26 protein-coding genes are annotated in these 25,905 nt (G+C 70.5%); 12 read left to right on the forward strand and 14 right to left on the reverse strand.

Annotated elements, in window-relative coordinates:
• Positions 1 to 126: 126 nt before the first annotated feature.
• Both meaB and ACIQWX_RS43260 read right to left on the reverse strand, forming a co-directional pair.
• Complete coding sequence (meaB, locus tag ACIQWX_RS43255; protein WP_400884214.1) at positions 127 to 1,092, reverse strand: methylmalonyl Co-A mutase-associated GTPase MeaB; 966 nt, start codon at positions 1,090 to 1,092, stop codon at positions 127 to 129.
• The gene (locus tag ACIQWX_RS43260) at positions 1,093 to 2,280 is read right to left on the reverse strand and encodes an acetyl-CoA C-acetyltransferase (RefSeq protein WP_400884216.1); all 1,188 of its coding nucleotides are present in this window, start codon (positions 2,278 to 2,280) and stop codon (positions 1,093 to 1,095) included. It abuts the gene before it with no gap.
• 137 nt (positions 2,281 to 2,417) lie between these two features.
• Between ACIQWX_RS43260 and mce the strand changes: the two genes are divergently transcribed.
• The gene (mce, locus tag ACIQWX_RS43265; RefSeq protein ID WP_400884218.1) at positions 2,418 to 2,873 is read left to right on the forward strand and encodes a methylmalonyl-CoA epimerase; all 456 of its coding nucleotides are present in this window, start codon (positions 2,418 to 2,420) and stop codon (positions 2,871 to 2,873) included.
• A gap of 69 nt (positions 2,874 to 2,942) precedes the next feature.
• Here mce and ACIQWX_RS43270 read toward each other — a convergent pair whose 3' ends face one another.
• Together ACIQWX_RS43270 and ACIQWX_RS43275 are read right to left on the reverse strand one after the other, a co-directional pair.
• Positions 2,943 to 3,512: a TetR/AcrR family transcriptional regulator gene (locus tag ACIQWX_RS43270; protein ID WP_400884220.1), complete on the reverse strand. Its 570-nt coding sequence runs from the start codon at positions 3,510 to 3,512 to the stop codon at positions 2,943 to 2,945.
• Between the two features lie 17 nt (positions 3,513 to 3,529).
• Positions 3,530 to 3,898 (reverse strand): SPW repeat protein, encoded by a 369-nt coding sequence (locus tag ACIQWX_RS43275; protein ID WP_400884222.1) that lies wholly within the window; start codon positions 3,896 to 3,898, stop codon positions 3,530 to 3,532.
• A gap of 204 nt (positions 3,899 to 4,102) precedes the next feature.
• On the opposite strand from ACIQWX_RS43275, the gene ccrA reads away from it, so the two are divergent.
• From ccrA to ACIQWX_RS43295, 4 genes are all read left to right on the forward strand, one after another.
• Positions 4,103 to 5,443, forward strand: a complete 1,341-nt coding sequence (ccrA, locus tag ACIQWX_RS43280; RefSeq protein ID WP_400884224.1) for a crotonyl-CoA carboxylase/reductase — start codon at positions 4,103 to 4,105, stop codon at positions 5,441 to 5,443.
• A gap of 173 nt (positions 5,444 to 5,616) precedes the next feature.
• Positions 5,617 to 6,792, forward strand: a complete 1,176-nt coding sequence (locus tag ACIQWX_RS43285; protein WP_400884358.1) for a chromosome segregation protein — start codon at positions 5,617 to 5,619, stop codon at positions 6,790 to 6,792.
• A gap of 93 nt (positions 6,793 to 6,885) precedes the next feature.
• Positions 6,886 to 7,338 carry a universal stress protein gene (locus ACIQWX_RS43290; protein WP_400884226.1) on the forward strand — a complete coding sequence of 151 codons (453 nt, stop codon included), beginning with the start codon at positions 6,886 to 6,888 and terminating at the stop codon, positions 7,336 to 7,338.
• 4 nt (positions 7,339 to 7,342) lie between these two features.
• On the forward strand, positions 7,343 to 8,458 hold the full coding sequence (locus tag ACIQWX_RS43295) for an adenylate/guanylate cyclase domain-containing protein (protein ID WP_400884228.1): 1,116 nt from the start codon (positions 7,343 to 7,345) through the stop codon (positions 8,456 to 8,458).
• On the opposite strand, the gene paaE is transcribed toward ACIQWX_RS43295, so the two are convergent.
• The 6 genes from paaE to paaZ are packed head-to-tail and all read right to left on the reverse strand — an operon-like array spanning position 8,459 to position 14,158.
• Complete coding sequence (paaE, locus tag ACIQWX_RS43300; protein ID WP_400884230.1) at positions 8,459 to 9,508, reverse strand: 1,2-phenylacetyl-CoA epoxidase subunit PaaE; 1,050 nt, start codon at positions 9,506 to 9,508, stop codon at positions 8,459 to 8,461. It abuts the gene before it with no gap.
• A gap of 1 nt (position 9,509) precedes the next feature.
• Positions 9,510 to 9,998: a 1,2-phenylacetyl-CoA epoxidase subunit PaaD gene (gene paaD / locus ACIQWX_RS43305; RefSeq protein WP_400884233.1), complete on the reverse strand. Its 489-nt coding sequence runs from the start codon at positions 9,996 to 9,998 to the stop codon at positions 9,510 to 9,512.
• Complete coding sequence (gene paaC, locus ACIQWX_RS43310) at positions 9,992 to 10,849, reverse strand: 1,2-phenylacetyl-CoA epoxidase subunit PaaC (protein WP_400884235.1); 858 nt, start codon at positions 10,847 to 10,849, stop codon at positions 9,992 to 9,994. The genes paaD and paaC overlap by 7 nt, the downstream gene beginning before the upstream one ends.
• The gene (paaB, locus tag ACIQWX_RS43315; RefSeq protein ID WP_400884359.1) at positions 10,846 to 11,160 is read right to left on the reverse strand and encodes a 1,2-phenylacetyl-CoA epoxidase subunit PaaB; all 315 of its coding nucleotides are present in this window, start codon (positions 11,158 to 11,160) and stop codon (positions 10,846 to 10,848) included. The genes paaC and paaB overlap by 4 nt, the downstream gene beginning before the upstream one ends.
• 38 nt (positions 11,161 to 11,198) lie before the next feature.
• Positions 11,199 to 12,131, reverse strand: a complete 933-nt coding sequence (gene paaA / locus ACIQWX_RS43320; protein ID WP_400884237.1) for a 1,2-phenylacetyl-CoA epoxidase subunit PaaA — start codon at positions 12,129 to 12,131, stop codon at positions 11,199 to 11,201.
• The gene (gene paaZ / locus ACIQWX_RS43325) at positions 12,128 to 14,158 is read right to left on the reverse strand and encodes a phenylacetic acid degradation bifunctional protein PaaZ (protein ID WP_400884239.1); all 2,031 of its coding nucleotides are present in this window, start codon (positions 14,156 to 14,158) and stop codon (positions 12,128 to 12,130) included. The genes paaA and paaZ overlap by 4 nt, the downstream gene beginning before the upstream one ends.
• A gap of 166 nt (positions 14,159 to 14,324) precedes the next feature.
• On the opposite strand from paaZ, the gene paaI reads away from it, so the two are divergent.
• The 3 genes from paaI to ACIQWX_RS43340 are packed head-to-tail and all read left to right on the forward strand — an operon-like array spanning position 14,325 to position 16,611.
• Entirely contained in the window at positions 14,325 to 14,735 is a 411-nt protein-coding gene (paaI, locus tag ACIQWX_RS43330) for a hydroxyphenylacetyl-CoA thioesterase PaaI (RefSeq protein WP_400884241.1), read from the forward strand.
• Positions 14,736 to 14,737: 2 nt separating this feature from the next.
• Positions 14,738 to 16,015, forward strand: coding sequence for a phenylacetate--CoA ligase PaaK (gene paaK, locus ACIQWX_RS43335; protein ID WP_400884243.1), 1,278 nt, complete (start codon positions 14,738 to 14,740; stop codon positions 16,013 to 16,015).
• The gene (locus ACIQWX_RS43340) at positions 16,012 to 16,611 is read left to right on the forward strand and encodes a TetR/AcrR family transcriptional regulator (protein ID WP_400884245.1); all 600 of its coding nucleotides are present in this window, start codon (positions 16,012 to 16,014) and stop codon (positions 16,609 to 16,611) included. The genes paaK and ACIQWX_RS43340 overlap by 4 nt, the downstream gene beginning before the upstream one ends.
• Here the strand turns inward: ACIQWX_RS43340 and ACIQWX_RS43345 are convergent.
• Together ACIQWX_RS43345 and ACIQWX_RS43350 are read right to left on the reverse strand one after the other, a co-directional pair.
• The gene (locus ACIQWX_RS43345; protein ID WP_400884247.1) at positions 16,600 to 17,841 is read right to left on the reverse strand and encodes a pentapeptide repeat-containing protein; all 1,242 of its coding nucleotides are present in this window, start codon (positions 17,839 to 17,841) and stop codon (positions 16,600 to 16,602) included. The two genes, ACIQWX_RS43340 and ACIQWX_RS43345, sit on opposite strands and share 12 nt — an antisense overlap.
• Positions 17,842 to 17,850: 9 nt before the next feature.
• A complete protein-coding gene (locus ACIQWX_RS43350) occupies positions 17,851 to 18,162 on the reverse strand; it encodes a hypothetical protein (protein ID WP_086675235.1) in 312 nt (103 codons plus the stop codon).
• A 171-nt stretch (positions 18,163 to 18,333) separates the two neighbouring features.
• On the opposite strand from ACIQWX_RS43350, the gene ACIQWX_RS43355 reads away from it, so the two are divergent.
• The gene (locus tag ACIQWX_RS43355; RefSeq protein WP_400884249.1) at positions 18,334 to 19,005 is read left to right on the forward strand and encodes a TetR/AcrR family transcriptional regulator; all 672 of its coding nucleotides are present in this window, start codon (positions 18,334 to 18,336) and stop codon (positions 19,003 to 19,005) included.
• Here the strand turns inward: ACIQWX_RS43355 and ACIQWX_RS43360 are convergent.
• Positions 18,926 to 19,981 carry an AraC family transcriptional regulator gene (locus tag ACIQWX_RS43360; protein ID WP_400884251.1) on the reverse strand — a complete coding sequence of 352 codons (1,056 nt, stop codon included), beginning with the start codon at positions 19,979 to 19,981 and terminating at the stop codon, positions 18,926 to 18,928. The genes ACIQWX_RS43355 and ACIQWX_RS43360 overlap by 80 nt on opposite strands.
• 79 nt (positions 19,982 to 20,060) lie before the next feature.
• Here ACIQWX_RS43360 and ACIQWX_RS43365 point away from each other — a divergent pair, with 79 nt between their 5' ends.
• From ACIQWX_RS43365 to ACIQWX_RS43375, 3 genes are all read left to right on the forward strand, one after another.
• Positions 20,061 to 21,155, forward strand: a complete 1,095-nt coding sequence (locus tag ACIQWX_RS43365) for a winged helix DNA-binding domain-containing protein (protein WP_400884253.1) — start codon at positions 20,061 to 20,063, stop codon at positions 21,153 to 21,155.
• Positions 21,156 to 21,230: 75 nt separating this feature from the next.
• Complete coding sequence (locus tag ACIQWX_RS43370; RefSeq protein WP_400884255.1) at positions 21,231 to 22,691, forward strand: flavin-containing monooxygenase; 1,461 nt, start codon at positions 21,231 to 21,233, stop codon at positions 22,689 to 22,691.
• On the forward strand, positions 22,691 to 24,349 hold the full coding sequence (locus ACIQWX_RS43375) for a GMC family oxidoreductase N-terminal domain-containing protein (protein ID WP_400884257.1): 1,659 nt from the start codon (positions 22,691 to 22,693) through the stop codon (positions 24,347 to 24,349). The genes ACIQWX_RS43370 and ACIQWX_RS43375 overlap by 1 nt, the downstream gene beginning before the upstream one ends.
• 55 nt (positions 24,350 to 24,404) lie before the next feature.
• Here ACIQWX_RS43375 and ACIQWX_RS43380 read toward each other — a convergent pair whose 3' ends face one another.
• A complete protein-coding gene (locus tag ACIQWX_RS43380; RefSeq protein WP_400884259.1) occupies positions 24,405 to 25,880 on the reverse strand; it encodes a chitinase in 1,476 nt (491 codons plus the stop codon).
• Positions 25,881 to 25,905 lie beyond the last annotated feature (25 nt).

Here is a 25,905-nt window from a genome sequence, read left to right on the forward strand (position 1 = left end):
TTGCAGCACGGTTTCAGGCTCTTGCCGCGCCCGCGAATCCGCGATCGCACAACCCTTCGACTCCCACGCCCCGGGGCGCCAGCGCCGCGGGTCCGCCCCTCCAACCTGCCCCCGCGCGGCGAAACCTCAGCCGCGCAGGTCCGCGATCAGCTCATCGGCGGCGGCGAACGGGTCGAGCTCCCGCGCCACCACCCGCTCGGCGACCCCCGCCAGCCGCCCCCCGCCCCGCAGGTCCGCCAATTCGGCCCGCAACCGCCGCACGGCGATGGCCTCGACCTCGTCGCGGGCCCGCGCGATCCGGCGCCGGGCCAGTTCGTCGTGCGCCACCAGCCAGTCGTGGTGCGCGGCCAGCGCCGCCACCACCTCGTCGACGCCCTCGCCCTTCGCCGCGACGGTCCGCACGATCGGCTGGCGCCAGCTCGCGCCCCGGATCTCGCGGCGCGCCAGGGAGATCATCTGCTTGAGGTCGTGCACCGTCGCGTCGGCGCCCTCGCGGTCGGCCTTGTTCACGACGAAGACGTCGGCGATCTCCAGCACCCCGGCCTTCGCGGCCTGGATCCCATCGCCCATCCCCGGTGCGAGCAGCACCACCGTGGTGTCGGCCAGCTTCACGACGTCCACTTCGGACTGTCCGACGCCGACGGTCTCGATCAGCACCACGTCGAAGCCGGCGGCGTCGAGCACGCGCACCGCCTGCGGGGTCGCCCACGACAGCCCGCCGAGGTGCCCGCGCGTGGCCATCGAGCGGATGAACACGCCGGGATCGGTGGCGTGCTCGGTCATCCGGATCCGGTCGCCGAGCAGCGCTCCGCCCGAAAACGGCGAAGACGGGTCGACGGCGAGCACCCCGACCCGCTTGCCCTCCGCGCGCAACGCGGTGAGCAGCGCCGACGTCGAGGTCGACTTGCCGACACCCGGCGGACCGGTCAGCCCGACGACCCGGGCGCGCCCGGTGTGCGGGGTCAGCGCCCGCGCGATCTCGGCGACGCGGGGATGGGCGTCCTCGACGAGCGACAGCAGCCGCGCGACGGCACGGTGCTGCCCGTCCCGCGCGCGGCCGACCAGGTCGTCGAGGTCGAGTTCACCGGCCACTTACGCGGAGGGCACCCGCAGCAGGAGGGCGTCGCCCTGGCCACCGCCACCGCACAGCGCGGCCGCGCCGAGCCCGCCACCGCGGCGGCGCAGCTCGTGGATGAGGTGCACGGCGAGGCGGGCACCGGAAGCGCCGATCGGGTGCCCGAGCGCGATGGCACCGCCGTTGACGTTGACCTTCTCCGGGTCGAGGCCGAGCTTCTCGGTCGAAACCAGGCCGACGGCGGCGAAGGCCTCGTTGATCTCGACGAGGTCGAGCGCGTCGGCGCCGAGCTTCGCCTTCGCCAGCGCGGCGAGGATCGCGTTCGACGGCTGCTCGTGCAGGCTCGCGTCCGGCCCGGAAACGACGCCGTGCGCGCCGATCTCGGCGAGCGGCGTCAGGCCGAGCTCCTCGGCCTTGGCCTTGCTGGCGACGACGACCGCGGCGGCGCCGTCGGAGATCTGCGACGCCGAGCCCGCGGTGATGGTGCCGTCGGAGGCGAAGGCGGGGCGCAGCTTCCCGAGGCCTTCGGTGGTGGTGTCGGCGCGGACGCCCTCGTCGGTGTCGAAGACGACCGGGTCGCCCTTGCGCTGCGGGATCGAGACCGGCGCGATCTCGTCGGCGAAGTAGCCGTTCTTGATCGCCTCGGCGGCGCGCTGGTGGGAGCGGGCGGAGAACGCGTCCTGCTGCTCGCGGGTGACGCCGTAGCGGGAGTTGTACTTCTCCGTCGAGGCGCCCATGGCGACCTGGTCGAAGGCGCAGAAGAGACCGTCGTAGGCCATGTGGTCGACGAGGGTGGTGTCGCCGTACTTGAAGCCGGAGCGGGACTTCGGCAGCAGGTGCGGCGCCTGGGTCATCGACTCCTGGCCGCCGGCGACGACGAGGTCGAACTCGCCGGCCCGGATGAGCTGGTCGGCGAGCGCGATGGCGTCGAGGCCGGAGAGGCAGACCTTGTTGATCGTCAGCGCGGGCACGCTCATCGGGATGCCCGCGGCGACTGCCGCCTGGCGCGCCGGGATCTGGCCGGCGCCGGCGGTCAGCACCTGGCCCATGATCGTGTACTGCACCGCGTCCGGGGCGACCCCGGCGCGTTCGAGGGCCGCCTTGATCGCGACCCCGCCCAGCTGTGCCCCCGTGAAGTCCTTGAGGGATCCGAGCAGGCGCCCGATCGGTGTACGGGCGGCACCCAGGATCACGGAACCGGACACGGCGTCCTCCAAGCTTCGGCGCATGGGCAGTTTTTCCGACCATACCCGGAGGGTGGGCTTCTTGATGGAGCCAGTGTGAGGCGGGGCACGCGAAGAATCGGGGTCGACGCCGGAGGGGAGCGCCCTATCCTGCCTCCATGAATGACGCCCTGCGGCCGTTCGTGACGGCCATCGACCACGTCGGCATCGCGGTCCCGGACCTGGACGCGGCCATCGAGTTCCACCGCACGCACTTCGGCCTGGAAGTGGCGCACGAGGAGGTGAACGAAGAACAGGGGGTGCGCGAGGCGATGCTGCGCGCACCCGGCACGGCGGGCACGGAGACGCAGATCCAGCTGCTGGCCCCCCTGCGCGACGACTCGGCGATCGGCAAGTTCCTGGCCAAGAGCGGCCCGGGCCTGCAACAGCTGGCGTACCGCGTGTCCGATGTGGACGCGGCGGCGGCCGCCCTGCGCGACCAGGGCCTGCGCCTGCTGTACGAGTCGGCAAAGCGCGGCACGTCCAACAGCCGGGTGAACTTCGTCCACCCAAAGGACGCGGGCGGCGTCCTGGTGGAGCTGGTCGAGCCGGCCAAGAACGGCCCCGCGCACTGACGCGACCCGTTCGGGCGCAACAACTCCAGGGCGCGCGCACCGCACGCCGGTGACAAAGCGCCTGCCGGGCTAAGCCGGCGTCTTCGCCGCGAGGGCGTCGGCGATGAACGTCAACTCGCCGTCGAACTCCGCGGGCAGGTCGTCGTCCGAATGGCGGGCCGTCGCGTGGCGGTGGCTGACCGCGCGGGCCAGCAGGCCCGATGCGCGGTCGACGTCCGCGGGCGGCAGCACGCCGCCCGTTGCCGCCAGGATCACCGCGCGGACCTGCCGCACGAGCACCTGGAAGCGCTCGTGCAGTGCGTCGCGGACGACGTGGTGGGTGTCGGCTTCGCGCCACAGCAGGTGCGAGAGCCCGAGCGACCGGCTGAAGCGGTGGTCGAGTTCGCGGACGAGCCGCCGCAGGCTGCCCGCCAGGTCGCCGGGGACGACGACCACGGCCGGCTCGATGCGCTCGTCGGGCAGCCGCTCGACGAGCGCGGTGAGCAGGTCCGCCTTGTGCCGGAAGTAGTAGTGCACCAGCCCCTTCGGCACCCCGGCCTGCTCCGCGATGCGGGAGGTCGGGGTGGCGTCGAAGCCGGACTCGGCGAAGAGCGCCTCGGCGGCGCAGAGGATGCGCTCCTTCGCCGAATCCTCGGTCATGCGTGCCTCCTGCGGCGTCAGTGCTGGCCGGCGGTGCGGTGCGCGGCGTTCGCGACCGGCATGGCTGCCGCGCCGGCGATGACCGTCAGCACCCCGGCGACCCAGGACGTCCAGGAAGCGCCGTTGAACTCGGTGTACCCCATCACCCACGGCGCGATGAACAGCAGCACGCCGAGCGCGATCTGGATGCCTTCGCCGTAGACCATGCCCGGCATCGCCAGCGAAACCAGGCCGTCGAGTGCGATCAAGGCGCCCAAGATGACCATCGTCCACATCGCGGTCGTGTCCGTGCTCAGCCAAAGGGGTGAAAGAGCGGCGACCACCCCGATGACGACCTCGGCCCAATCGTGCGGCCGGGTCCATGCGCGCGTAGAGACTTCACTCATTCGTGCTCACCTCCGTCGGTGAAACTGCTGGTCGGGTGGGTGTACCCAAAGCCGATGATCCGCTTGACTGGCCAGCCGGTCAAGACTGATCGGTCACAGTTCGGCGTGTAATCGTGCCCTCCGTCTCGTACAGTTGTGTCCGCGAGTTACCGGCGAGTAATTTCTGCCGCCAACGCCGTTGACCCCCACTTCGCGGAGGAACCGATGACGCAGCTCGGCGAGATTCAGCAGGCCATCCTGAACGGCGACTCCGCCGCGGTCGGGTCGTTGCCCGTGCCCGAGAGCTACCGCGGGGTGACCGTGCACGCCGACGAGGTCGACATGTTCGAGGGCCTCGAGAGCCGGGACAAGGACCCGCGCAAGTCGCTGCACGTCGACGACGTCCCCGTCCCCGAGCTGGGCCCGGGCGAGGCGCTGGTCGCCGTGATGGCGAGCGCCATCAACTACAACACCGTGTGGACGTCGATCTTCGAACCGATCCCCACGTTCAAGTTCCTGAAAAAGTACGGGAAGCTCTCGCCGCTGGCCAAGCGGCACGACCTGCCCTACCACGTCGTCGGGTCCGACCTGTCCGGCGTCGTGCTGCGGACCGGCGTCGGCGTGCACAACTGGAAGCCGGGCGACGAGGTCGTCGCGCACTGCCTGAACGTCGAGCTCGAAGGCCCGGACGGCCACAACGACACGATGCTCGACACCGAGCAGCGGATCTGGGGCTTCGAGACGAACTTCGGCGGGCTCGCCGAGGTCGCGCTGGTCAAGGCCAACCAGCTGATGCCGAAGCCGGACCACCTGACCTGGGAGGAAGCCGCCTCCCCCGGCCTGGTCAACTCGACCGCCTACCGCCAGCTCGTCTCGCGCAACGGCGCGGACATGAAGCAGGGTGACGTCGTCCTGATCTGGGGCGCTTCCGGCGGCCTCGGCTCCTACGCGACGCAGTACGCGCTCAACGGCGGCGCGATCCCCGTCTGCGTCGTCTCCAGCCCGGAGAAGGCCGCGATCTGCCGCAAGCTCGGCGCCGAGCTGATCATCGACCGCAGCGCCGAGGACTACAAGTTCTGGAAGAGCGACACCGAGCAGGATCCGAAGGAGTGGCAGCGCTTCGGCGCGAAGATCCGCGAGCTGACCGGCGGCGACGACCCGGACATCGTGTTCGAGCACCCGGGCCGCGAGACGTTCGGCGCGTCCGTCTACGCCGCGCGCAAGGGCGGCACGATCGTCACGTGCGCGTCGACCTCGGGTTACATGCACCAGTACGACAACCGCTACCTGTGGATGAACCTCAAGCGGATCATCGGCTCCCACTTCGCGAACTACCGCGAGTCGTGGGAGGCGAACCGGCTGATCGCGAAGGGCCTGATCCACCCGACGCTGTCGAAGACGTACTCGCTCGAAGAGACCGGGCAGGCCGCGCTGGACGTCCACCGCAACGCCCACCAGGGCAAGGTCGGCGTGCTCGCGCTCGCGCCGCAGGAGGGCCTCGGCGTCCGCGACGAAGAGAAGCGCGCGAAGCACATCGAGGGGATCAACGCCTTCCGCGGCGCCTGAGCCGCGCCGGCGGGCCGGACCCGGTGTCGAAAAGCGCCGGGGTCCGGCCCGTTCGGGCCAGTTCCTCCCGCCGCAGCAGACGGCACGTTCGGCGCACCGTACGGGTGCTCACCCTTCCGTGACCCGGCTGCGACTACGGTAGGCGCATGAGCCTTGGCGATGAACGGGAGCTTGTGCCGCTGGGAGCCGGCTTCGACGTGGCGAAGCGCGGGTACAGCCGAGCGCAGGTCGACGAGCACCTCGAACGGCTGGACGCCGACCTCAAGATGCTCACCGCCGACCGGGACGCGGCCATCGCGCAGGCGGGCGACCTGGCCCGGCAGCTGGAGATCGCGCGCGGCGAGATCGCGGACCTGCGCGGGCAGGTCGACCGGCTCGCCCAGCCGCCGACGAGCGTCGAAGGCCTCTCCGAACGGCTGCAGCGGATGCTGCGCCTCGCGCAGGACGAGTCCGCCGACACGCGGGCCCGCGCCGAGGCCGAGGCCGGCCACATCCGGGCCAAGGCCGAGACGGACGCGAGCGCCATGCGCGCCCGCTACGAGCAGCTGCTCACCGAGCTCGACCTGCGCCGCAAGGAGATGGAGGCGGAGCACCGCAAGGTGCTCGAGGACGCCCGCGCGGAGGCCAAGAAGATCACCGACGAAGCCGAGGCCGAGCGCAACCGGCTCGACACCGAGTCGTCGGACCGCCGCACGAAGGTCGAAGAGGACTTCGAGATCGCGATGGCCTCGCGCCGCACCGAGGCGATGCGCGTGCTGGCCGAGCAGGAGGCCGCGAGCAAGGCCGAGGCCGCGCGTCGCGTCCAGGAGGCGACGCAGGACGCCGCCGACATCCGCGCGAAGGTCCTCGAAGAGGAGAAGGCCGCGAAGGCGGACATCGAACGCCGTCAGCGCGAGTCCGTCGCGGAGGCGAACAAGCGCCGTCAGGACTCGATCACCGAGGCGAACGCCCGGCTCGCGGAGGCCGCCGACGAGGCACGGCGCCGCGTGACGACGGCGACCGAGGAGTCGAACCGGCGGATCACCCAGGCCAACGAGCGCGTCGACAGCCTGCGCAAGGTGCGCGGCGGGCTGGCCGAGCAGGTCCGCGCCGCGCGCGCGGTGCTGGCCGAGGCGCACACCGTCCTCGGCGACGAGGTCAAGGTCCCCGCGGACGTCACGGCTGACCTGAAGGCGGAAGACCTGAAGGCCGACACCGGGAAGACGGCGCCGGTGGGCGGCGTCGAGGAGACGATCCGGATCAAGGCGTCCGACGTCCCGAAGCCGAAGCAGGCCCCCAAACCGGCTCCCAAGCCCGCGCCGAAGCCCGCTCCGCGGGCGAGCGGAGCGCAGAAAGCGACTGGCGAGTAACCTTCCACCCGACACGGGCGCGGACGAGCCTGCGCGGTCGGAACCGACCGGCTATCGTCCCTGCTCACGCGGGATCACCTGGAGGTTTTGCGCATGGGTGCGGCATATCGGACCGTGGTGGTGGGCACGGACGGCTCGGAGTCCTCGTTCGCGGCGGTGGAGCGCGCGGCGGCGGTGGCCGGCGACGCGGGCGCCACGCTCGTCATCGCGTGTGCGTTCTACCCGGCCAGCAAGTCCGACGTCGACAAGGCCCAGGACGTCCTCGGCGACGAGGCGTACCAGGTCGTCGGCTCGGCGCCGGCCGAGGACACGCTGCAGTCGGCGCGTGACCGGGCGACGAAGGCGGGCGCGGAGAAGATCGACACGATCGCGGTGAAGGGCGACCCGGTCGACTCGCTGCGCAAGGTCGTGCACGAGCGCGAGGCCGACCTGCTGGTGGTCGGCAACCGCGGGCTGAACACGATCGCCGGCCGGATCCTGGGCTCGGTGCCGTCGGAGGTGGCGCGCAAGTCCGGCGTGGACGTGCTGATCGTCCACACGACCTGAGCCGGTGACCGACCCGAGCGAGGAGCTCCAGCAGCGGCTCGAACGCGTCCTGCTCGGCGGCAGGCGGAAGTACACCCGGCTCGAAGTGGCCGAAAAGGCCGGCGTGCCCGAAGAACGGTCACGCCGGCTTTGGCGCGCGCTGGGGTTCGCGACGGTCCGCGACGACGAGGTCGTCTTCACCGACGCCGACGTCGAGGCGATGCGGACGGCCGACCAGCTGGTCCAGTCGGGACTGATCGACCCGAGCATCGAGGTGTCGGTGACGCGCGCGCTCGGCCAGCACCTGTCGCGGCTGGCCGAGTGGCAGGTCGACATGCTGTGGGAGCTGATCCGCGAGCAGCCGGAGCTGGGCCGCAACGAGCGCCAGGTGGCGCGCCTGGTCGACCGGCTGCTGCCGGAGCTCGAGCAGGTCCAGAACTTCGTCTGGCGCAGGCACTTGGCGGCGTACGCGGGCCGGGCGTTCGCGGCCGCGGGCGACCACGTCGAGGCGCGCACCGAGGTGGTCGGGTTCGTCGACATGGTGGGCTACACGCGGTTGACCCGCCAGATCGACGAGGAGGAGCTGAGCCGGGTCCTGGACGCGTTCGAGACGCTGGCGACGGAGGTGATCGCCGACCACCACGGCCGAGTGGTGAAGATGATCGGCGACGAGGTCCTGTTCGTCGCGGACGCACCGGTCGACGCGGCGGAGATCGCCCTGGCGCTGACCGAGCGGACATCGGCGGACGACAGCCTCCCGGCGGTCCGAGCGGGCATGGCGTCCGGCCGGATCCTGTCCCGCTTCGGCGACGTGTACGGATCGGTGGTCAACTTGGCGGCGCGCCTGACGTCGGTGGCCCGCCCGGGGACGATCTTGGTGGACCGGGAGCTGGCTTCGGAGCTTGCGGAGGAGAAGGCGTACGAGCTGCGCATGCGCCGGCCGGTGACGGTCCGGGGATACAACAGGTTGCGCCCGGCGGCTTTGCGGCGAGCGAGTGAGGCGCCGACGGGGATGTTCGCAAGCTCCCAGCAACTGGCGGCGGAGATGCTGGGGTTGACGGAGGCCGGCCCGTCGGACGCAACGGTCGAGGCGGAGACCGAGCCACGCCCCCGCCGCCGTCGGCGAGGGCGCATCCGCTGATCAGGCGTCGAAGTCGACCGTGACTGTCTCCGAGACCGGGTACGACTGACATGTGAGCACGAACCCCGCCTCCACCTCCGACTCCTCCAACGCGAAGTTCCGCCGAAGGTCGACCTTCCCGTCCGTCACGCGCGCCCGGCATGTCCCGCACACCCCGCCCTTGCACGCGAACGGCAGATCCGGGCGGAACTTCTGCGCCCCGTCCAGCACCGAGGACGTCCGCGGCAACGTCATCGTCGACGAACGGCCGTCCAGCACCACCTGGACCTCCGACGACTCCCCCGCCACCGCCGCGTCCACATGCGCAACCGGTGCGGGCGGAGTGTCCACGTAGAACAGCTCCTGGTGGATCCGCGACCGGGGCACGTCCAACGACGTCAGCAATTCCTGGGCGCCCGAAACCATCTCGAACGGGCCGCACAGCCACCAGTGGTCCACTGAGGACACCGGCACCAAGGAGGAGAACAACGAACGCAGCTTCGGCACGTTCAGGCGCCCCGTGAACAGCTCTGCCTCGCGGGGCTCGCGCGACAGCACGTGGATCAGCTCCAAGCGCGAGGGCGCGCGGTCCTTCAAGTCCGCCAGCTCGTCCGCGAACATCACCGTGTCCGTGCGGCGGTTTCCGTACAGAACCGTAACCGTGGCCTCAGACGAACATAGCAGCGACGACACGATCGACAGCACCGGTGTGATGCCCGAACCCGCCGCGATCAGCACGTGGTGGCCACCCGACGACAGATCCGGGGTGAACGAGCCCGTCGGGGTCGCCACCTCGATCGTGTCGCCCGGGCGGACCTCGTTGACCAGCCACGACGAAAACAAGCCGTCCGGGACCAAGCGGACGCCCACGCGAGGCGCCGCTCCCGCCGGGGCGCAGATCGAGTACGACCTGCGCTCGTCGCGGCCGTCGATCGAGCGGCGCAACGTCAACGACTGGCCCGGCTTGAAGTCGTACTCCGATGCCAACGACGAAGGCACGTCGAACGTCACCGCGACCGCGTCGTCGCACAAGCGCGTGACGCCCGCGACCTTCAGGGGGTGGAACGCCACCTCAGATCTCCTTGACGTGTTCGAACGGCTCGGAGCACGACCGGCAGCGCCGCAGCGCCTTGCACGCCGTCGCGCCGAAGCGGGACTGCTCCTCCGTGTCGAAAGAGCCGCACAACGGACAAGAAACCCGGGCGACCGGCGCCGACAACGTCAGCGGGATCGGACCCGACCGCCGCGGCGCCGCACCCGGGGGCGCGATGCCGGCCTCGGCCAGCTTCTGGCGCCCGGAAGCCGAAATCCAGTCCGACGTCCACGCCGGCGTCAGCTGCGTCCGGATCTCGACGTCCGCGTAGCCCGCCGACACCAGCGCGTGCTCCAGGTCGTCGCGCATGGTGTCCATCGCCGGGCAGCCCGTGTACGTCGGCGTGATCGCCACGACCACGCGGCCGTCCGACTCCGACACCGAGCGCAGCACACCCAGGTCCGCCAGGGTCAGCATCGGCAGCTCCGGGTCGGTGACCGTGGCCGCGACCGCTTCCGCCGTCACCATTTCGCGTCCGGCATCGCGCGGGCGACGCTCTGCAGCTCCGCCAGCAGGAACCCCATCTGCTCGGTGTGGACGCCGTCGCGGCCCGTGCGGCCCGAGACGCCGGCCAGCTCGCCGGCAGTGGGACGAACCAGAGTAGCCGCGGAAAGCGCCTGGTCCAGCACCTCGTCGAACTCGGGCCGCAGCGAAGCCGCGTCCACCAGCTCGAGCGGGTGCGTGCGGAACAGCTCCCCGACGTACGGCCAGACCGCGTCCAGCCCCTCCTGCATCCGCGAGTGCGACAGCGGCGTCCCGTCGCCGAGGCGGACCAGCCACTGCGCCGCGTAGTCGCGGTGGTAGGTCACCTCCTTGACGCCCTTGTCCGCGATGGCCGCCAGCACCGGGTCCACAGAGGACACCAAACGCTGCAGCAGCGCGAGGCGCCACGTCGAGAACACGAACAGCCGCGCAATCAGGTGCCCGAAGTGGCCGCCGCCCAGCTCCGCGAGCCGGACGTTGCGGAACTCGTTCTCCGCGCGCAGAAAAGCGAACGAGTCCTCGGTACGCGAAGAGCCGTCGGCCTTGCCGGCCCGCGCCAGCAGCAAGCGCGCCTGACCGAGCAGGTCGAGGGCGATGTTCGCGAGCGCGACCTCGTCCTCCAGCTCGGGTGCGTTCGTGCACCACTCCTGCAGCCGGTGGGAGAAGATCAGCGCGTCGTCGCCCAGCATCAGGCAGTACGCGGCCAAGGCGGCACCGTCCACACCGGACGGCACCGAAGTGTCCACTCCGGACAGCGGGTCCTCGAAGCCGGTGCCGAACGCCCAGCGCGCGTCGTTCTCCTCGGTCAGCGACTCGTAGACGTTGTCGAAACTCATATGTGCGGCACCTCCTCGGGGATGTCGTAGAACGTCGGGTGCCGGTAGACCTTGTCGCCGCTCGGCGCGAAGAACGGGTCCTTCTCGTCCGGCGAGGACGCCGTGATGTCCGCCGCCCGCACGACCCAGATCGACACGCCCTCGTTGCGGCGCGTGTAGAGGTCGCGCGCGTGGTGCAGCGCCATCTGGTCGTCGGCCGCGTGCAGCGAGCCGACGTGCACGTGGTTCAGCCCGCGCTTGCCGCGCACGAACACCTCGTACAGCGGCCAGTCGTGCTTGACCGGACCCGGCTCGGCGGGGACGCCCTCCAGCGGGACGGCGCCGTGGCCGCCTTCGGCCGTCAGCTCGCTCACTTGCGCTCCTTCTTCCCGGCGTGCGCCACGGCGGCTTCACGCACCCACGCGCCGTCCTCGTGCGCGCGACGCCGGTGCTCGATCCGCGACGCGTTGCACGGGCCGTTGCCCTTCAGCACGTTCTTGAACTCGTCCCAGTCGACCGCGCCGAAGTCGTAGTGCCCGCGCTCGGCGTTCCAGCGAAGGTCCGGGTCCGGGAACGTGACTCCCAGCGCGGAAGCCTGCGGCACCGACATGTCCACGAACCGCTGCCGCAGCTCGTCGTTGGTGTGGCGCTTGACCTTCCACGCCATCGACTGCGCGGTGTTCGGCGAATCGGCGTCCGGCGGCCCGAACATCATCAGCGACGGCCACCACCAGCGGTTCACGGCCTCCTGGACCATCTCACGCTGCTGCGGAGTCCCCTTCATCATCGTCATCAGCAGCTCGTAGCCCTGCCGCTGGTGGAACGACTCCTCCTTGCAGATCCGGATCATCGCCCGCGCGTACGGCCCGTACGACGACCGGCACAGCGGCACCTGGTTGCAGATCGCCGCGCCGTCGACCAGCCAGCCGATCACGCCGACGTCGGCGAAGGTCAGCGTCGGGTAGTTGAAGATCGACGAGTACTTCTGCTTGCCGGTGATCAGCTTGTCGGTCAAGTCCGCGCGGTCGGCACCCAGCGTCGCCGCCGCCGAGTACAGGTAGAGGCCGTGGCCGGCCTCGTCCTGGACCTTGGCCAGCAGGATCGCCTTGCGCCGCAGCGACGGCGCCCGCGTGATCCAGTTGCCCTCCGGCTGCATGCCGATGATCTCCGAGTGCGCGTGCTGCGCGATCTGCCGGATCATCGTCTTGCGGTAGCCCTCGGGCACCCAGTCGCGCGGCTCGATGCGCTGGTCGCGCTCGATGGTGTGCTCGAAGTGCTCTTCCAGCGAGACGGTGGCGGTCACGGCTGCTCCTTCGACACGAGCGTCAGGACGTCGTACTTGGCGACGGACTCGCCCTCGGCGTTGGTGACGTCGGCGTCCCAGCGGACCTCGCCGTACTCCTGGTCGATCCGCGGGGTGATCTGCTTGGCGGTCAACGTCACGGTCAGCGAGTCGCCGACCTTGACCGGCGTCAGGAACCGCAGGTTCTCCAGGCCGTAGTTGGCCAGCACCGGGCCCGGCTCGGGCGAGACGAACAGGCCCGCGGCGAACGAGACGACCAGGTAGCCGTGCGCGACGATCCCGCCGAACAGCGGGTTCGCGGCCGCCGCCTCGGGGTCGGTGTGGGCGTAGAACGTGTCGCCGGTGAACTCGGCGAAGTGGTCGACGTCGGCCTGCGAAACCGTGCGCGGCCCGGCCGTCACCGAGTCGCCGATGCGCAGCTCGGCCAGCGACTTGCGGAACGGGTGGACGTCACCTTGCGCGCGCGGCGCGCCGGTGACCCAGCGGCCGGTCACCGCGGACAGCACCGCGGGCGAGCCCTGCACGGCGGTGCGCTGCATGTGGTGCAGCACGCCGCGGACGCCGCCCATCTCCTCGCCGCCGCCCGCGCGGCCGGGGCCGCCGTGGACCAGCTGCGGCATCGGCGAGCCGTGGCCCGTCGACTCCTTGGCGTCGTCGGCGTCCAGCACCAGCAGGCGGCCGTGGAAGGGCGCCGCGCCGAGGACGACCTCGCGGACGAACTCCTGGTCGGCGCTGACCACGGACCCGGCCAGGCTGCCGCCGCCGCGCGCGGCGAAGTCGACGACCTGCTCGGTGGACGTGTACGGCAGCAGCGTCGAGACCGGGCCGAACGCCTCGACCTCGTGCGGCTCGGTGCGTTCGGGGTCGGCCTTGAGCAGCACCGGCGAGATGAACGCGCCGCGCTCGGCGTCGGCGTCGACGACCTCGACGTTTTCCGGGTCGCCGAAGACGACGCTGCCGGCGTCCAGCAGCGCCTTCAGCGACCGCCGGACCTCCTCGCGCTGCTCCAGGCTGGCCAGCGCGCCCATCCGGACGCCTTCGGACGCCGGGTTGCCGACCGTCACCTTCGCGAGCCGCTCGGACGCGGCGGAAGCGACGTCGTCGAGCAGCTCAGCGGGGACGAACGCGCGGCGGATGGCCGTGCACTTCTGGCCCGCCTTCACTGTCATTTCAGTGGTCAGCTGCTTGACGAACAGGTCGAACTCGGTGGTCCCGCGCACCGCGTCCGGGCCCAGGATCGAGCAGTTCAGCGAGTCGGCTTCGGCGTTGAAGCGGACGGCGTTGCGGATGATCGCCGGGTGCGCGCGCAGCTTCTGCGCCGTCGACGCCGAGCCGGTGAAGGACACCAGGTCCTGCGCGGTGACGTGGTCCAGCAGGTCGCCGACGCTGCCGGCGACGAACTGCAGCGAGCCCTCGGGCAGGATGCCGGATTCGACGATCAGCTCGACCAGCCGCGCGGTCAGGTAGGCCGTCGAGCTGGCCGGCTTGACCAGGCTCGGGACGCCGGCGAGGAACGCGGGCGCGAACTTCTCGAGCGGGCCCCACACCGGGAAGTTGAACGCGTTGATCTGCACGGCCACGCCCCGCAGCGGCGTCGCGATGTGCTGGGCGACGAACGTGCCCCCACGCGACAGCGGCTCGACGTTGCCCTCGACGTAGACGGTGTCGTTGGGCAGCTCGCGCTTGCCCTTCGAGGCGTAGCTGAACAGGACGCCGATGCCGCCGTCGATGTCGAACTTCGAGTCACCGAGCGTGGCGCCGGTCCTCGCCGAGAGGGCGTACAGCTCCTCACGGTGCTCGCGCAGGTGCGAGGCCAGGGCCTTCAGCAGGGCCGCGCGCTGGTGGAACGTCAGCTCGCGCAGCGCCGGACCGCCCACGCGGCGGCCGTACTCCAGCGCGCCCGCGAAGTCGACGCCCTTCGACGAGATCCGGGCGACCTCCTCGCCCGTGGCCGCGTCGTGCAGCGGGACACCCTCGTCCGCCGCCGTGTGCCAGCTCCCGGAGACGTAGCTGCGCAGCAGTGCCATCAGGTCCCTCTCGCCGAATTACCTACCGGACGTTCAGTTAATCGCATGGTAGCCGCCGAGCCCGAAGATCGGAAGGGGGCGGCGCTTGACACCGGCCCGGAGCACTGCCTTTACTGAGCGGCACCGCGAGGTGACCGTCCATTCGGTCAGTCTGGAGAGCGAGTACATGACCAACGCCGCGCACACCATGTTCGCCGCCGACGAGGCCTCGCGCGCGCTCGGGATCGAGCTGGTCGAAGCGAGCGAGGGCCGGGCCGTGGCGACCATGACGATCACGCGCGAGATGGTCAACGGCCACGACATCGCCCACGGCGGGTACGTCTTCCTGCTGGCCGACACGACGTTCGCCTGCGCCTGCAACACCCACGGCCCGGTGACCGTCGCCTCGGGCGCCGAAATCTCCTTCGTCGCCGCCGGCAAGCTCGGCGACCACCTGGTCGCCACGGCCACCGAGCGCACCCGCTACGGCCGCAACGGCATCTACGACGTCACCGTGCACCGGGAGACCCCCGACGGGCCCGAGGTCGTCGCCGAATTCCGCGGCCGCAGCCGCGTCCTCTCCGCGAAACGGGACTGACCATGATCGAGGCGAACATCGGCGCGGACGAGCTGGCCGCCCTCCAGCTGGAACGTCTGCAGTGGACACTCCGGCACGCCTACGCGAACGTGCCCGCCTACACGCGGAAGTTCGACGACGCCGGCGTCCACCCGGACGACTGCAAGGAACTCGCCGACCTGGCGAAGTTCCCGTTCACCACCAAGCAGGACCTGCGCGAGAACTACCCGTTCGGGATGTTCGCCGTGCCGCAGGACCAGGTGCGGCGCATCCACGCCTCCAGCGGCACGACCGGCAAGGCCACCGTCGTCGGCTACACCGAGCGGGACATCGACACCTGGGCGACCGTGATGGCCCGGTCGATCCACGCGGCCGGCGGCCGGCCGGGGCACAAGGTGCACGTCGCCTACGGGTACGGCCTGTTCACCGGCGGGCTCGGCGCGCACTACGGCGCGGAAAAGCTGGGCTGCACGGTGATCCCGGCGTCCGGCGGCATGACGGCGCGGCAGGTGCAGCTGATCACCGACTTCAAGCCCGAGATCATCATGGTCACGCCGTCGTACATGCTGACGCTGCTCGACGAGTTCGAGCGCCAGGGCGTCGACCCGCGTTCGTCGTCCCTGAAGGTGGGCATCTTCGGCGCCGAGCCGTGGACCGAGCAGATGCGCGCGGAGATCGAGGAGCGGTTCGCGCTCGACGCCGTCGACATCTACGGGCTGTCGGAGGTGATGGGGCCGGGTGTCGCGCAGGAGTGCGTCGAAACGAAGGACGGCCTGCACATCTGGGAGGACCACTTCTACCCCGAGGTGATCGACCCGTACTCCGAGGAGGTCCTCGGCAGCGGGGAAACCGGTGAGCTGCTGTTCACGTCGCTGACCAAGCAGGCGCTGCCGATCATCCGCTACCGCACGCGCGACCTGACGGCGTTGCGCCCCGGCACCGCGCGGCCGGCGTTCCGGCGGATGGACAAGGTCACCGGCCGCACCGACGACCTGATCATCCTGCGCGGGGTCAACGTCTTCCCGACGCAGATCGAGGAGATCGTGCTGCGGACGGACGGGCTGAGCCCGCACTTCCAGCTCGTCCGGTCCACGCGCGGGCGGCTCGACCACTTGACCGTGCGGGTGGAGGCGCGTCACGACGCTTCGGCCGCTTCTCGCGAGGACGCCGCCGCTTCGCTGGTTTCACAGGTGAAGGACGGCGTCGGCGTGACCGTGTCGGTGGAGGTCGTCGAGCCGGACACCCTGGAGCGGTCCATGGGCAAGATGCGCCGGATCATCGACCAGCGAGAGCAGCTGTGACGGCCCCGCGCCGCGGGCGCCCGGGCTACGACCTGGAATCGCTGCTGCAGGTGGCGGTGAAGCTGTTCAACGAGCGCGGCTACGACGGCACGAGCATGGAGGACCTGTCCCGCAAGCTCGGCATCACGAAGTCGGCGATCTACCACCACGTGCCGAGCAAGGAGGAACTGCTGCGGCTGGCGGTGGACCGGGCGCTGGACGGGCTGTTCGAGGTAGCGGCGTCGACCGACCAGCTGGACGGGCGCGCGATCGACCGGCTGGAGCACCTGGTGCGCGGCAGCGTGCTGGTGCTGGCGGACCGCCTGCCGTTCGTGACGCTGCTGCTGCGCGTGCGCGGCAACACGAAGGTGGAACGGGCGGCGCTGGCCCGGCGGCGTGAGTTCGACCGGCTGGTGACGGACTTGGTGAAGCAGGCGGAGGCGGAGGGCGACATCCGGCCGGACGTCGACCCGTCGGTGACCGCGCGGCTGATCTTCGGCATGGTGAACTCGCTGATCGAGTGGTACAAACCGCGCCGCGGCTCGGCGGCGACCGAGGTGGCGGACGCGGTGTGCAAGGTGGCTTTCGAGGGTTTGCGCACCGGGTCAGGACGGTGAGTCGCCGCTCGGAAGGAACGCTTCGGCGTCCTGGAAGTGGGTCGGATCGACCCCTTCGAAGGTGGCCGATCCAGCGACTTTCGCATCGGTGAAGTAGGACTCGTCTTCGAACTCGGCGGCGGAAAAGCTCGTGGCGCCCCGGAAGTCACACCGTGAAAAGGACGCACCTCCCAGGAACCGGGCGCGGGTGAAGTAGGCGTCTCCTCGAAACCTGCACTCGAAGAACCACGTTCGCCCGACGAACGACGTTTCGTCGAACAGGACCGAGTCGAACCGCGCTCCTACGAAGCTGGAGTTGTCACGGAACACCACCTCGCGGAACACGGCCATGTCGACGAACGTCGCCTGATCGAAGACGGCACTTCCGACGTGACAGTCCCTGAAGTCGAAGCCGATGAGCGTGGCACCCCGCAGGTCGATGTCCGTGTCCGGCCAGAAGCGATGGGCTGCCGCCGAGGTGTCCGGAACCGACGCGTCAGGCTTTCTGAGGTGCTTCGCCAACAGCCGCTGCGCGGTGAGCCGTACTTCCAGCTCGGCCACGAACTCTTCGGCTCCCGCCTGGTTCACCCTCGGGTTGGGTCTCATCCGGTATGGCGGCTTCGCCCCGGGAGCGAGTGACCCTCGCACCAGCTCCACGCGAGCCGCGTCGAAAGGTGCCCGGAGGTAGGCGCAAAACACTTCGACGATGGTCTGGCGCTGCGCGACGTTGTCCTGTGCCACGCGTTCGAGGGCGTACAAACCGCCTTGCCTCACCGCCGCCTTGTCCGACCCCAGTTGCTCCACGGCCTTCACGTACAGGTCGGTCAGGCGCCGCTCGGCCGCGTCGTGCTCCGTAGCGGCGGCGACGCGTTCCAGGTGCAGCCGGTTCTGCTCGGCGATCTGCCGCTGGAACTCGAACGCCCGGTCCGTCGCCACCTGGTCGACGTGCTTCTGGTTCAAGGCGATCTCGCCAGTCCTCTGACGGCGAGCAGCCAGCCAGAGAGCGGCCGCGCCGCCGGTCCCGAGGACGATCGTTCCCGCCGTCTTGACCGCGTCGAGCTGGTCGGTGTGCTTGCCGTCGCCGAAGAGCAGCAGCAGAACCACAGCCAGGCCGATGCCGAGGACGATCAGCCCGATCAGCCCGATCAGGAAGAGCGTGATGGCCCGGTTCGAGAGCACGGGGTACGGCCGTTCGGGGCGTGGACGCCCCTCCGGCCCGGGTTCGGCGACTTCGCCGTGGGAAGGCGTCACCCGGCCAATTTAGTCGTCGGCCACCTGGGGCGGGCGCCCCGCTTGCCAAAGCAAGGCGTCGCGCAGCTGGCCGATCAACCGCTCGTCGTCCGCTTCGGACGGGTCCACCCCCAGCGGGATCCAGCGCTCGGACACCTTCGACCCCTCGTCGTAGCCCGTGATCACTATTCCCGAGTACGACAGCGATCCCTCGTCCGCGCAGTCGCCGTCCGGGAGGGGCTCGTCCGGCTCGAAACCCTCGTCGAAGCTGACGTGGCGATGCTGCAGGCGGACGCTCACCCAGCGTCCGGCCGGCCGGATCGGCGCGTCTTCTTCGGTCATCTGCTCCTACCCCCGGTCGCGGGTCCCTGCCGTCTCGTCGCATCCGGACGCCGGGGAGTTACCGGCGGGTTGTTCCGGTTGCGTAACGACGGTGTCCCGCGCGAAACGGAGCTTTTGACGACGGGTCAACTGCTTGTTGACAGCGTGCCGATCCCCGGCGAGGCTGGGCGGATGACCAGTGGGACGCGGCCGCGGCGGCGCCGCCTCGAACCGGCCGAACGGCGGGCGGAGATCCTCGCCGCCGCCCGGCGGCTGTTCGGCGCCGGCAGCTACGCGTCGGTGTCCACTTCGGACATCGCCGAGGCCGCCGGGGTCGCGCGCCCGCTCATCAACCACTACTTCGGGGGCAAGCGCGAGCTGTACCTGGAAGTGGTGCGGCAGCTGATGATCGTGCCGGCGCCGGTCACCGAAGCGCTGCCGGACACCACGATGGAGGAACGGCTGGCGATCGGCGTCGAACGCTGGATCGACGTCGTGGACCGCAACCGCGACGCCTGGCTGACCGTCATCGGCCCGGAGTCGGCGGGCCGCGACCCCGAGATCGAGCGGATCATGCTGGAGGCCGACGAGGTCGCCGCCGACCGCGTCCTGGAAGCCGCGCTGATGACCGACGTCACCGAGGGGCGCGACGAGCTGCGCGCGATGATCCGGTCGTTCGGCGGGCTGCTGCGGGCCGCGTCGCGCGAATGGCTGATCCGCGGCACGCTCGACCGCGCGGCACTGCGCACCTTCCTCACCGATTCGATCCTCAACCTGCTGAAGCTCACCTACCCGGCGGTGCTTGCCGAGCGGCCCGGAAGCGCCGCGCGAACGCGGCCGGGGTCATCCCGGTCCACCGCTTGAACGCGTAGATGAAGCTCGACGCCTCGGCGTAACCCAGCCGGTACGCGACGTCCTCGACGGACAGGACGCCCGTGTCGAGCAGCTCCTCGGCCAGCGTCTGGCGGACCTCGTCGACGAGCGCGCGGTAGCTGGTGCCGGCTTCGCTCAGGCGCCGCCGCAGCGTGCGCGTGCTGAGCGTCAGCTGGCGGGCGATCTCGTCCATCCCCGCGTCGACGCCGCCGAGCCGCACCAGGCGCTCGCGGACCTGCTGCGAAATGCCCGAACGCCGGCGTTTGCGCGCGACGAGCGCTTCGCACTGCGCGGCACACAGGGCGACGGTCTGGTCGTTGGCCTGCGGCAGCGGGAGGGCCAGCAACGCCGGGTCTAGAGTCGCGCGGCAGGCGTCGGCGCCGAACCTCGGCAGCAGGCCGAACGCCCGCTCGTAGCCGTCCACTGTGGACGGCTCATGCCGGAAGCTCAGGTCCTCCAGCGTGATCTCCGGCAGGAGGTCGTGCATGACCGAGAAGATCGCCGCCAGGTCGCGCAGCACGAGGAACCGGGCGACGTCGGCGGGCACGCGGCTGTCGTCGAGCTCCAGCGTCAGCTTCCCGCCCGCCAGCTCGACGTGCGGGATGCAGAAGGCGAAGCTGAGGTCGAAGTAGCGCAGGGCGAACAGCATCGCGTCGCGCAGCGTCGGGCTGCTGATGCAGGCGAACCCGAAGATGCCGAAGGTGCTGACGCGGTAGCGGCGCCCGAGCGCGAGGGCCGTCGCGTCCGCACCGTCCAGCTCGGCCAGCGCGCGGACGACGGCCAGCTCCTGCCGCGCGTCGACCTGCACCGAGGGGTCGGCGAGCAGTTCCGGGGAGAGCGTCGTCGCGGCCAGGAGCTGTTCGGCGGGCAGGCCGCGGTCGGCCGCGAACCGGGTCATCAGCTCGATGCTCGCGGTGCCGCGCGGGAAGTCCCAGTCCCCGACGGCGGGCGCGGCGAGCTCGGCCATGGCCGGAAGTATGGATGACGGCCGTTCGCGCGTCGAATCGAGGACCGGAATTGTCCGGGGTGATCGTTAGGGTGACGGCGTGGAGACGTTGAGCAGGCGGGCCCTGAACCGCGCGACGCTGGAGCGCCAGCTGCTGCTGCGCCGCGTCAAGATGTCCGCGTTGGACGCCGTGGAGCACCTGGCCGGACTGCAGGCGCAGGCGCCGTTCCCGCCGTACTTCGCGCTCTGGTCGCGGTTGCCGGGGTTCCGGCCCGCCGAGCTTTCCGGGTTGCTGGAGAGCCGGCAGGTCGTGCGGATCGCGCTGATGCGCGGCACGGTCCACCTCGTGACGGCGGCCGACGCCCTGGCGTGGCGGCCCGTCGTCCAGGTGCTCTACGAGCGTGACCTGAAGCAGAACACGCAGCACGCGAGCGCGCTGGCCTCCCTCGACCACGCCGAGGTCGCGTCCGCGGCGCGCGAGCTGCTTTCCGAAGCGCCGTTGTCGAGCACGGCACTCGGCGCCGAACTGGCGAAACGCTGGGACGTCCCCCCGGCGTCCTTGACCCACTTGGCACGCGGCCGACTGCCGCTCGTTCAGATTCCGCCACGCGCGATCTGGGGCAAGGCCGGCCAGACGACGTACGCGTGCCTCGACGAGTGGGTCGGCGAGCCGCTGCCGGAGCCGTCGCCCGCTTCGCTGATCGAGCGGTACCTGCGCGCGTTCGGGCCGGCGACGGTGGCGGACGTGCAGGCGTGGGCGGGCATCACGCGGCTGGGCGAGGTGGCCGCGTCGATGGACTTGCGGCGCTACCGCGACCCGGACGGCCGCGAGCTGCTCGACCTGCCGGAGCTGACGGTGCCGGACGAGGACGTCCCGGCGCCGCCGCGGCTGCTCGGGCCGTTCGACCAGATGATCCTGTCGTTCGCCGACCGGACGCGGGTGATCTCCGACGAGTACCGCAAGCGCGTGATCACCCACAACGGCCTGGTCAAGGGCACCCTGCTGGTCGGCGGCCAGGTGCGGGGGTTCTGGGAGATCACGAAGTCGAAGAAGACGGCGGTGGTCGTGCTGTCGCCGTTCGAGAAGCTGCCGAAGCGCGATCTCGGGGCGTTGGAGAGCGCGGCCGGGCGGCTCGTCGAATGGGCCGAGCCGGCCGCGGAGACGCGGGAGGTGCGGATCCTGGCCCCGGAGTGAGGCTGGCCGGAATTCTCGATCGGGTGACCGTTCGTGGCCTGTTGTCACAGGCCCCCGCTGCGTAGCTTTTCCTTCATGAGTAGTTCGGCGAAGGGGCCGTCGGTGCTGATCGTGGGCACCGGGTTCGGCGGCATCGGGACGGCGGTCGAGCTGAAGCGCGCCGGGTTCACCGACTTCACGATCCTGGAGAGCGCGGCCGAGGCCGGCGGCGTCTGGCGGGACAACACCTACCCCGGCGCCGCGTGCGACATCCCGTCGCCGCTGTACTCGTACTCCTTCGAGCCGAACCCGCGGTGGCCGAAGCGGTTCTCGCACCAGCCGGACATCCTGGCCTACCTGCGCGGCGTCATCGCCAAGTACGGCCTCGAACGGCACATCCGGTACCGGACCGAGGTCACCGCGGCCGCGTTCGACGCCGGACGCGGTGTCTGGCGCGTCGAAACCACGGGTGGAACGTACGAAGCCAACGTTTTCGTCCCGGCCGTCGGGCAGCTGTCGCGGCCGGTGCTGCCGGACATCCCCGACCGTGAAAGCTTCGCCGGCGACGCGTTCCACTCCGCGCGCTGGGACCACGGCGTCGAGCTGACCGGCAAGCGCGTCGCCGTCATCGGGACCGGGGCCAGCGCCGTCCAGTTCGTGCCCGAACTGCGCAAGCACGCGCAGCACGTCACGGTCTTCCAGCGCACGCCGCCGTACGTCATGGCGAAGTCCGACCCGACCTACCGGCGGTGGCAGCACTGGCTGTTCGAGCACCTGCCGCCCACGCAGCTGCTCGGCCGGCTCCGGATCTTCCTGCTCGCCGAGTACGCGACCTACGCGATGACCAAGCACCCCGTGCTGGCAAAGATGTTCGAGCTGCGGACCGCGCAGCTGCGCCGCCGCCACATCAAGGATCCCGAGCTGCGCGCGAAGCTGAAGCCGGCCTATCCCCTGGGCTGCAAGCGGATCCTGTTCACCAACGACTACCTGCCCGCGCTGGCGCAGCCGAACGTCGACGTCGAGACGCGGCGGATCTCGTCGCTCACCGAAAAGGGCGTGCGCGTCGAAGACGGGACCGAGCTGGAAGCGGACGTCGTGGTCTACGGCACCGGGTTCGCCGCGACGGAGTTCCTCGGCAAGATGAAGGTGACCGGCCTCGACGGGCGGTCGCTGCAGGACGAGTGGGCCGGCGGCGCGCGGGCCTACCTCGGCATGGCCGTGCCCGGGTTCCCGAACATGTTCTGCGTCTACGGGCCCAACACCAACCTCGGCGCCGGGTCCATCATCTACATGATCGAGCGCCAGGCGCGCTACATCCGCCAGGCGGTGGAACAGCTCGCGCGACCCGGTGTGTCCTATGTGGACGTGAAGCCGGAGGTCGAGGAACGGTACGACGCCGAGGTGCAGCAGCGGCTCGGCCACAGCGTGTGGAGCGCGTGCACCAGCTGGTACCGCCAGGCCGACGGCCGGGTGACGACGAACTGGCCGGGCCTGGTCACCGAGTACGACCGCCGCACCCGGCGGCTCGATGTGGGCGACTACCGGGTGGTGGCGTGATGGACTACGACGTGCTGGTCATCGGGTCCGGGTTCGGCGGCAGCGTCACGGCGCTGCGGCTGACCGAGAAGGGCTACCGCGTCGGCGTGCTGGAGACCGGCCGCCGGTTCGCCGACGACGAGTTCGCGAAGACGTCGTGGCGGCTGCGCAAGTACCTGTGGGCGCCCGCGCTGGGCTGCTTCGGCATCCAGCGGCTGACGTTGCTGAAGAACACGTTCGTGATGAGCGGCTCCGGCGTCGGCGGCGGTTCGCTGGTGTACGCGAACACGCTGTACGAGCCCCCGGACAAGTTCTACGAAGACCCGCAGTGGGCGCACATCACGGACTGGAAGGACGAGCTGGCGCCGTACTACGACCAGGCGAAGCGCATGCTGGGCGTGGTCGAGAACCCGGCGACGACGCCCGCGGACCGGGTGCTGTCCGAAGTGGCCGAGGACATGGGAATCGGGCACACGTACCGTCGCACACCGGTCGGCGTCTACTTCGGACAGTCCGGAGTGGACCCGTTCTTCGGCGGCGCCGGTCCCCTGCGGTCGTCCTGCACGCTGTGCGGCGAGTGCATGACCGGGTGCCGGGTCGGGGCGAAGAACACGACCGTGAAGAACTACCTGTACCTGGCGGAACAGGCGGGTGCGGTGGTGCACCCGTTGACCACCGCGGTGTCCGTCCGGCCGATTCCCGGCGGGTACGCGGTCGACACGCGGCGGACCGGCGGCGTTTCCCGCCGGACTTTCACGGCGACGCAGGTGGTGTTTTCCGCGGCCGCGCTGGGAACCCAGCGGTTGCTGCACCGCATGCGGGACACCGGGACGTTGCCGCTGATTTCCCCGCGGCTGGGACTGCTGGCCCGGACGAACTCGGAAGCCGTGCTGGCGGCGCGGTCGCTGCGATCGGACACGGACTACACGCGCGGGGTCGCGATCACGTCGTCGATCCACCCGGACGCCGTCACGCACGTCGAACCGGTGCGGTACGGGCGCGGCAGCAACGTGATGGGGCTGATGGCGACGGTGCTGGTAGACGGTTCGCCGGGCCGCCGCCGGTGGGTACTGGGGTTGCGTGAACTGTGGCGGCAGCGTCGTCAGCTGCTGCGCATCCACAACCCGCGCCGGTGGTCGGAGCGGATGATCGGGCTGCTGGTGATGCAGACGCTGGACAATTCCGTGACGACGTACACGAAGCGAGGGCTGTTCGGCCGCCGGATGACGACGCGCCAGGGTGCGGGCGCGCCGTCACCATCGTGGATCCCGGCGGGCCACGAGGTGACGCGCCGGGTGGCGGCGAAGATCGGCGGTTTGCCGCAAGGCGCGTGGACGGACATGGCGAACATCCCGATCACGGGCCACTTCATCGGCGGCTGCACCATCGGGGACTCGGCCTCGTCGGGGGTGATCGATCCTTTTCAGCGGGTGTACGGGTATCCCGGGCTGCACGTGGTGGACGGGTCGGCGATCACGGCGAACCTGGGCGTGAACCCGTCGTTGACGATCACGGCGCAGGCCGAGCGGGCGATGGCGTTTTGGCCGAATACCGGGGAGGCGGATCCACGGCCGGCGCTGGGGTCGCCGTACCAGCGGGTGGCGCCGGTGGCGCCGAAGAACCCGGTGGTGCCGTCGGAGGCGCCGGGCGCGTTGAGGTTGCCGATCACGCCGGTTTAGCGCATGAAGAGGCCTCCCGGCCGCGCTTCCGGGAGGGCCTTCCTTCAGCGGCCGGTCACGGCAGGCCCGCGAGCCCCGCGGAGACCGTGTTGGCGAACGCGTACCCGTTCGACGCGTCCCAGTTGATCGACCACGTCATCGCGCCGCGGATCGACGGGTACGTCGTCGACGGCTTGAACGAGCCGCACGACGTTCCGCGAGCCAGGCAGTTCAGCGCCGACACCGTGTTCGACGGCGCCTGGTACCCGCCGCCGGCCGCCTGCGAGGACGCCGGGAGGCCCAGGCCCACCTGGTCCGCGCGCAGGCCGCCCTGGAGCTGGATGCACGCCAGCGCCGTCAGGAAGTCGACCGTGCCCTGGGCGTACACGCTGCCGTTGCAGCCCAGCATCGTGCCGGAGTTGTAGTACTGCATGTTGACGACCGTCAGGATGTCCTTGATGCCCAGCGCCAGCTGGAAGTAGCCACCCTGGGTGGACTGCATGTCGATCGTCTGCGGCGCCATCGTGATGACCTTGCCGCCGCCGTTGTAGATGCTGCGCAGCGCCTGGCCCATGTAGGTGGCGTTGATGCCGTTCTCGAGGTCGATGTCGACGCCGTCGAAGCCGTAGTTCGAGATCAGCGACTTGATCGAGTTCGCGAAGTTGTTCGCCGAGTTCGAGTCGCCGACGCTGATCGTGCCGTTCTGGCCGCCGACCGAGATGATGACCTTCTGGCCGCGCGCCTGGACCGTCTTGACGTCCGCCTTGAACTGCGCGTCCGTGTAGCCGCCGAGCTGCGAAGACAGCCCCGAGTCGAGCGTGAAGCTCACCGCGCCCGGCGTGCCCGTGGCGTCCGCGAACGACACCGCGATGATGTTGTACTTCGTCGGGACGTCGGCCAGCTTCAGCGCCTTGGCGCCGTTGTAGAAGTTCTGCCAGTAGCCGGTCAGGACGTGCTTCGGCAGGTCACCCTGCGTGGGCGGCGTCGTGGTCGTCGTCGGCGGAGTGGTGGTGGTCGGGGGCGTCGTCGGGGTGGTGGGCGTGGTCGGCGTCGTCGGCGGCGGGGTGCCCGGGCCGTCGAGGCTGACGTCGTCGGCGTAGTACGTCGGCTGGCCGTACCAGCCGTGCAGGTACACCGTCAGCGACGTGCTCGCGCCGGTCGTGAAGCTCAGCGACAGCTGCTGGTAGCCGCTCGCGCCCGGCGTCCACGTGCTGGTCGTCGCCGAGCCGGAAACGCCCAGGTAGACGTAGCTGCCCTGGACCCACGCCGACAGCTTGTACGCCGTGTTCGCCGACACGCTGAGTGTCTGCGAGCACTGCGCGTTGTCCGACGACGTCGGCGTCGCGCTCAGCGCGCGGCTGCCGCCGTGCACCGGGGTGCTGACCGCGGTCGGCGTGGCGGTGCACGTCCAGCCCGAGGTGCCGGACTCGAAGCCCGGGTTGGCCAGGATGTTCGCCGCCGCGGCGTTGCCGGCGAGGACGAACGTCACGCCGAGACTCAGCGCGACCACGGAAAGTAGGGAAAGCAGGGCTAGCCGGACCTTGGGGACCACGGGCGACCTCCACGACGGTGGTGAG

Source organism: Amycolatopsis sp. NPDC098790, from assembly GCF_044759945.1.
GTDB lineage: Bacteria > Actinomycetota > Actinomycetes > Mycobacteriales > Pseudonocardiaceae > Amycolatopsis.

Bases quoted from the DNA above. Each gene is read 5' to 3' on its own strand.
- ACIQWX_RS43290 (WP_400884226.1), top strand. From the start codon at position 6,886: ATGGGTGCGGCATATCGGACCGTGGTGGTGGGCACGGACGGCTCGGAG.
- ACIQWX_RS43275 (WP_400884222.1), bottom strand. From the start codon at position 3,898: ATGAGTGAAGTCTCTACGCGCGCATGGACCCGGCCGCACGATTGGGCC.
- ACIQWX_RS43360 (WP_400884251.1), bottom strand. From the start codon at position 19,981: ATGGCCGAGCTCGCCGCGCCCGCCGTCGGGGACTGGGACTTCCCGCGC.
- ACIQWX_RS43355 (WP_400884249.1), top strand. From the start codon at position 18,334: ATGACCAGTGGGACGCGGCCGCGGCGGCGCCGCCTCGAACCGGCCGAA.
- paaD (WP_400884233.1), bottom strand. From the start codon at position 9,998: ATGGTGACGGCGGAAGCGGTCGCGGCCACGGTCACCGACCCGGAGCTG.
- ACIQWX_RS43270 (WP_400884220.1), bottom strand. From the start codon at position 3,512: ATGACCGAGGATTCGGCGAAGGAGCGCATCCTCTGCGCCGCCGAGGCG.
- mce (WP_400884218.1), top strand. From the start codon at position 2,418: ATGAATGACGCCCTGCGGCCGTTCGTGACGGCCATCGACCACGTCGGC.
- ACIQWX_RS43375 (WP_400884257.1), top strand. From the start codon at position 22,691: ATGGACTACGACGTGCTGGTCATCGGGTCCGGGTTCGGCGGCAGCGTC.
- paaC (WP_400884235.1), bottom strand. From the start codon at position 10,849: ATGAGTTTCGACAACGTCTACGAGTCGCTGACCGAGGAGAACGACGCG.
- ACIQWX_RS43350 (WP_086675235.1), bottom strand. From the start codon at position 18,162: ATGACCGAAGAAGACGCGCCGATCCGGCCGGCCGGACGCTGGGTGAGC.
- paaK (WP_400884243.1), top strand. From the start codon at position 14,738: ATGATCGAGGCGAACATCGGCGCGGACGAGCTGGCCGCCCTCCAGCTG.
- paaZ (WP_400884239.1), bottom strand. From the start codon at position 14,158: ATGGCACTGCTGCGCAGCTACGTCTCCGGGAGCTGGCACACGGCGGCG.
- ccrA (WP_400884224.1), top strand. From the start codon at position 4,103: ATGACGCAGCTCGGCGAGATTCAGCAGGCCATCCTGAACGGCGACTCC.
- ACIQWX_RS43370 (WP_400884255.1), top strand. From the start codon at position 21,231: ATGAGTAGTTCGGCGAAGGGGCCGTCGGTGCTGATCGTGGGCACCGGG.
- paaI (WP_400884241.1), top strand. From the start codon at position 14,325: ATGACCAACGCCGCGCACACCATGTTCGCCGCCGACGAGGCCTCGCGC.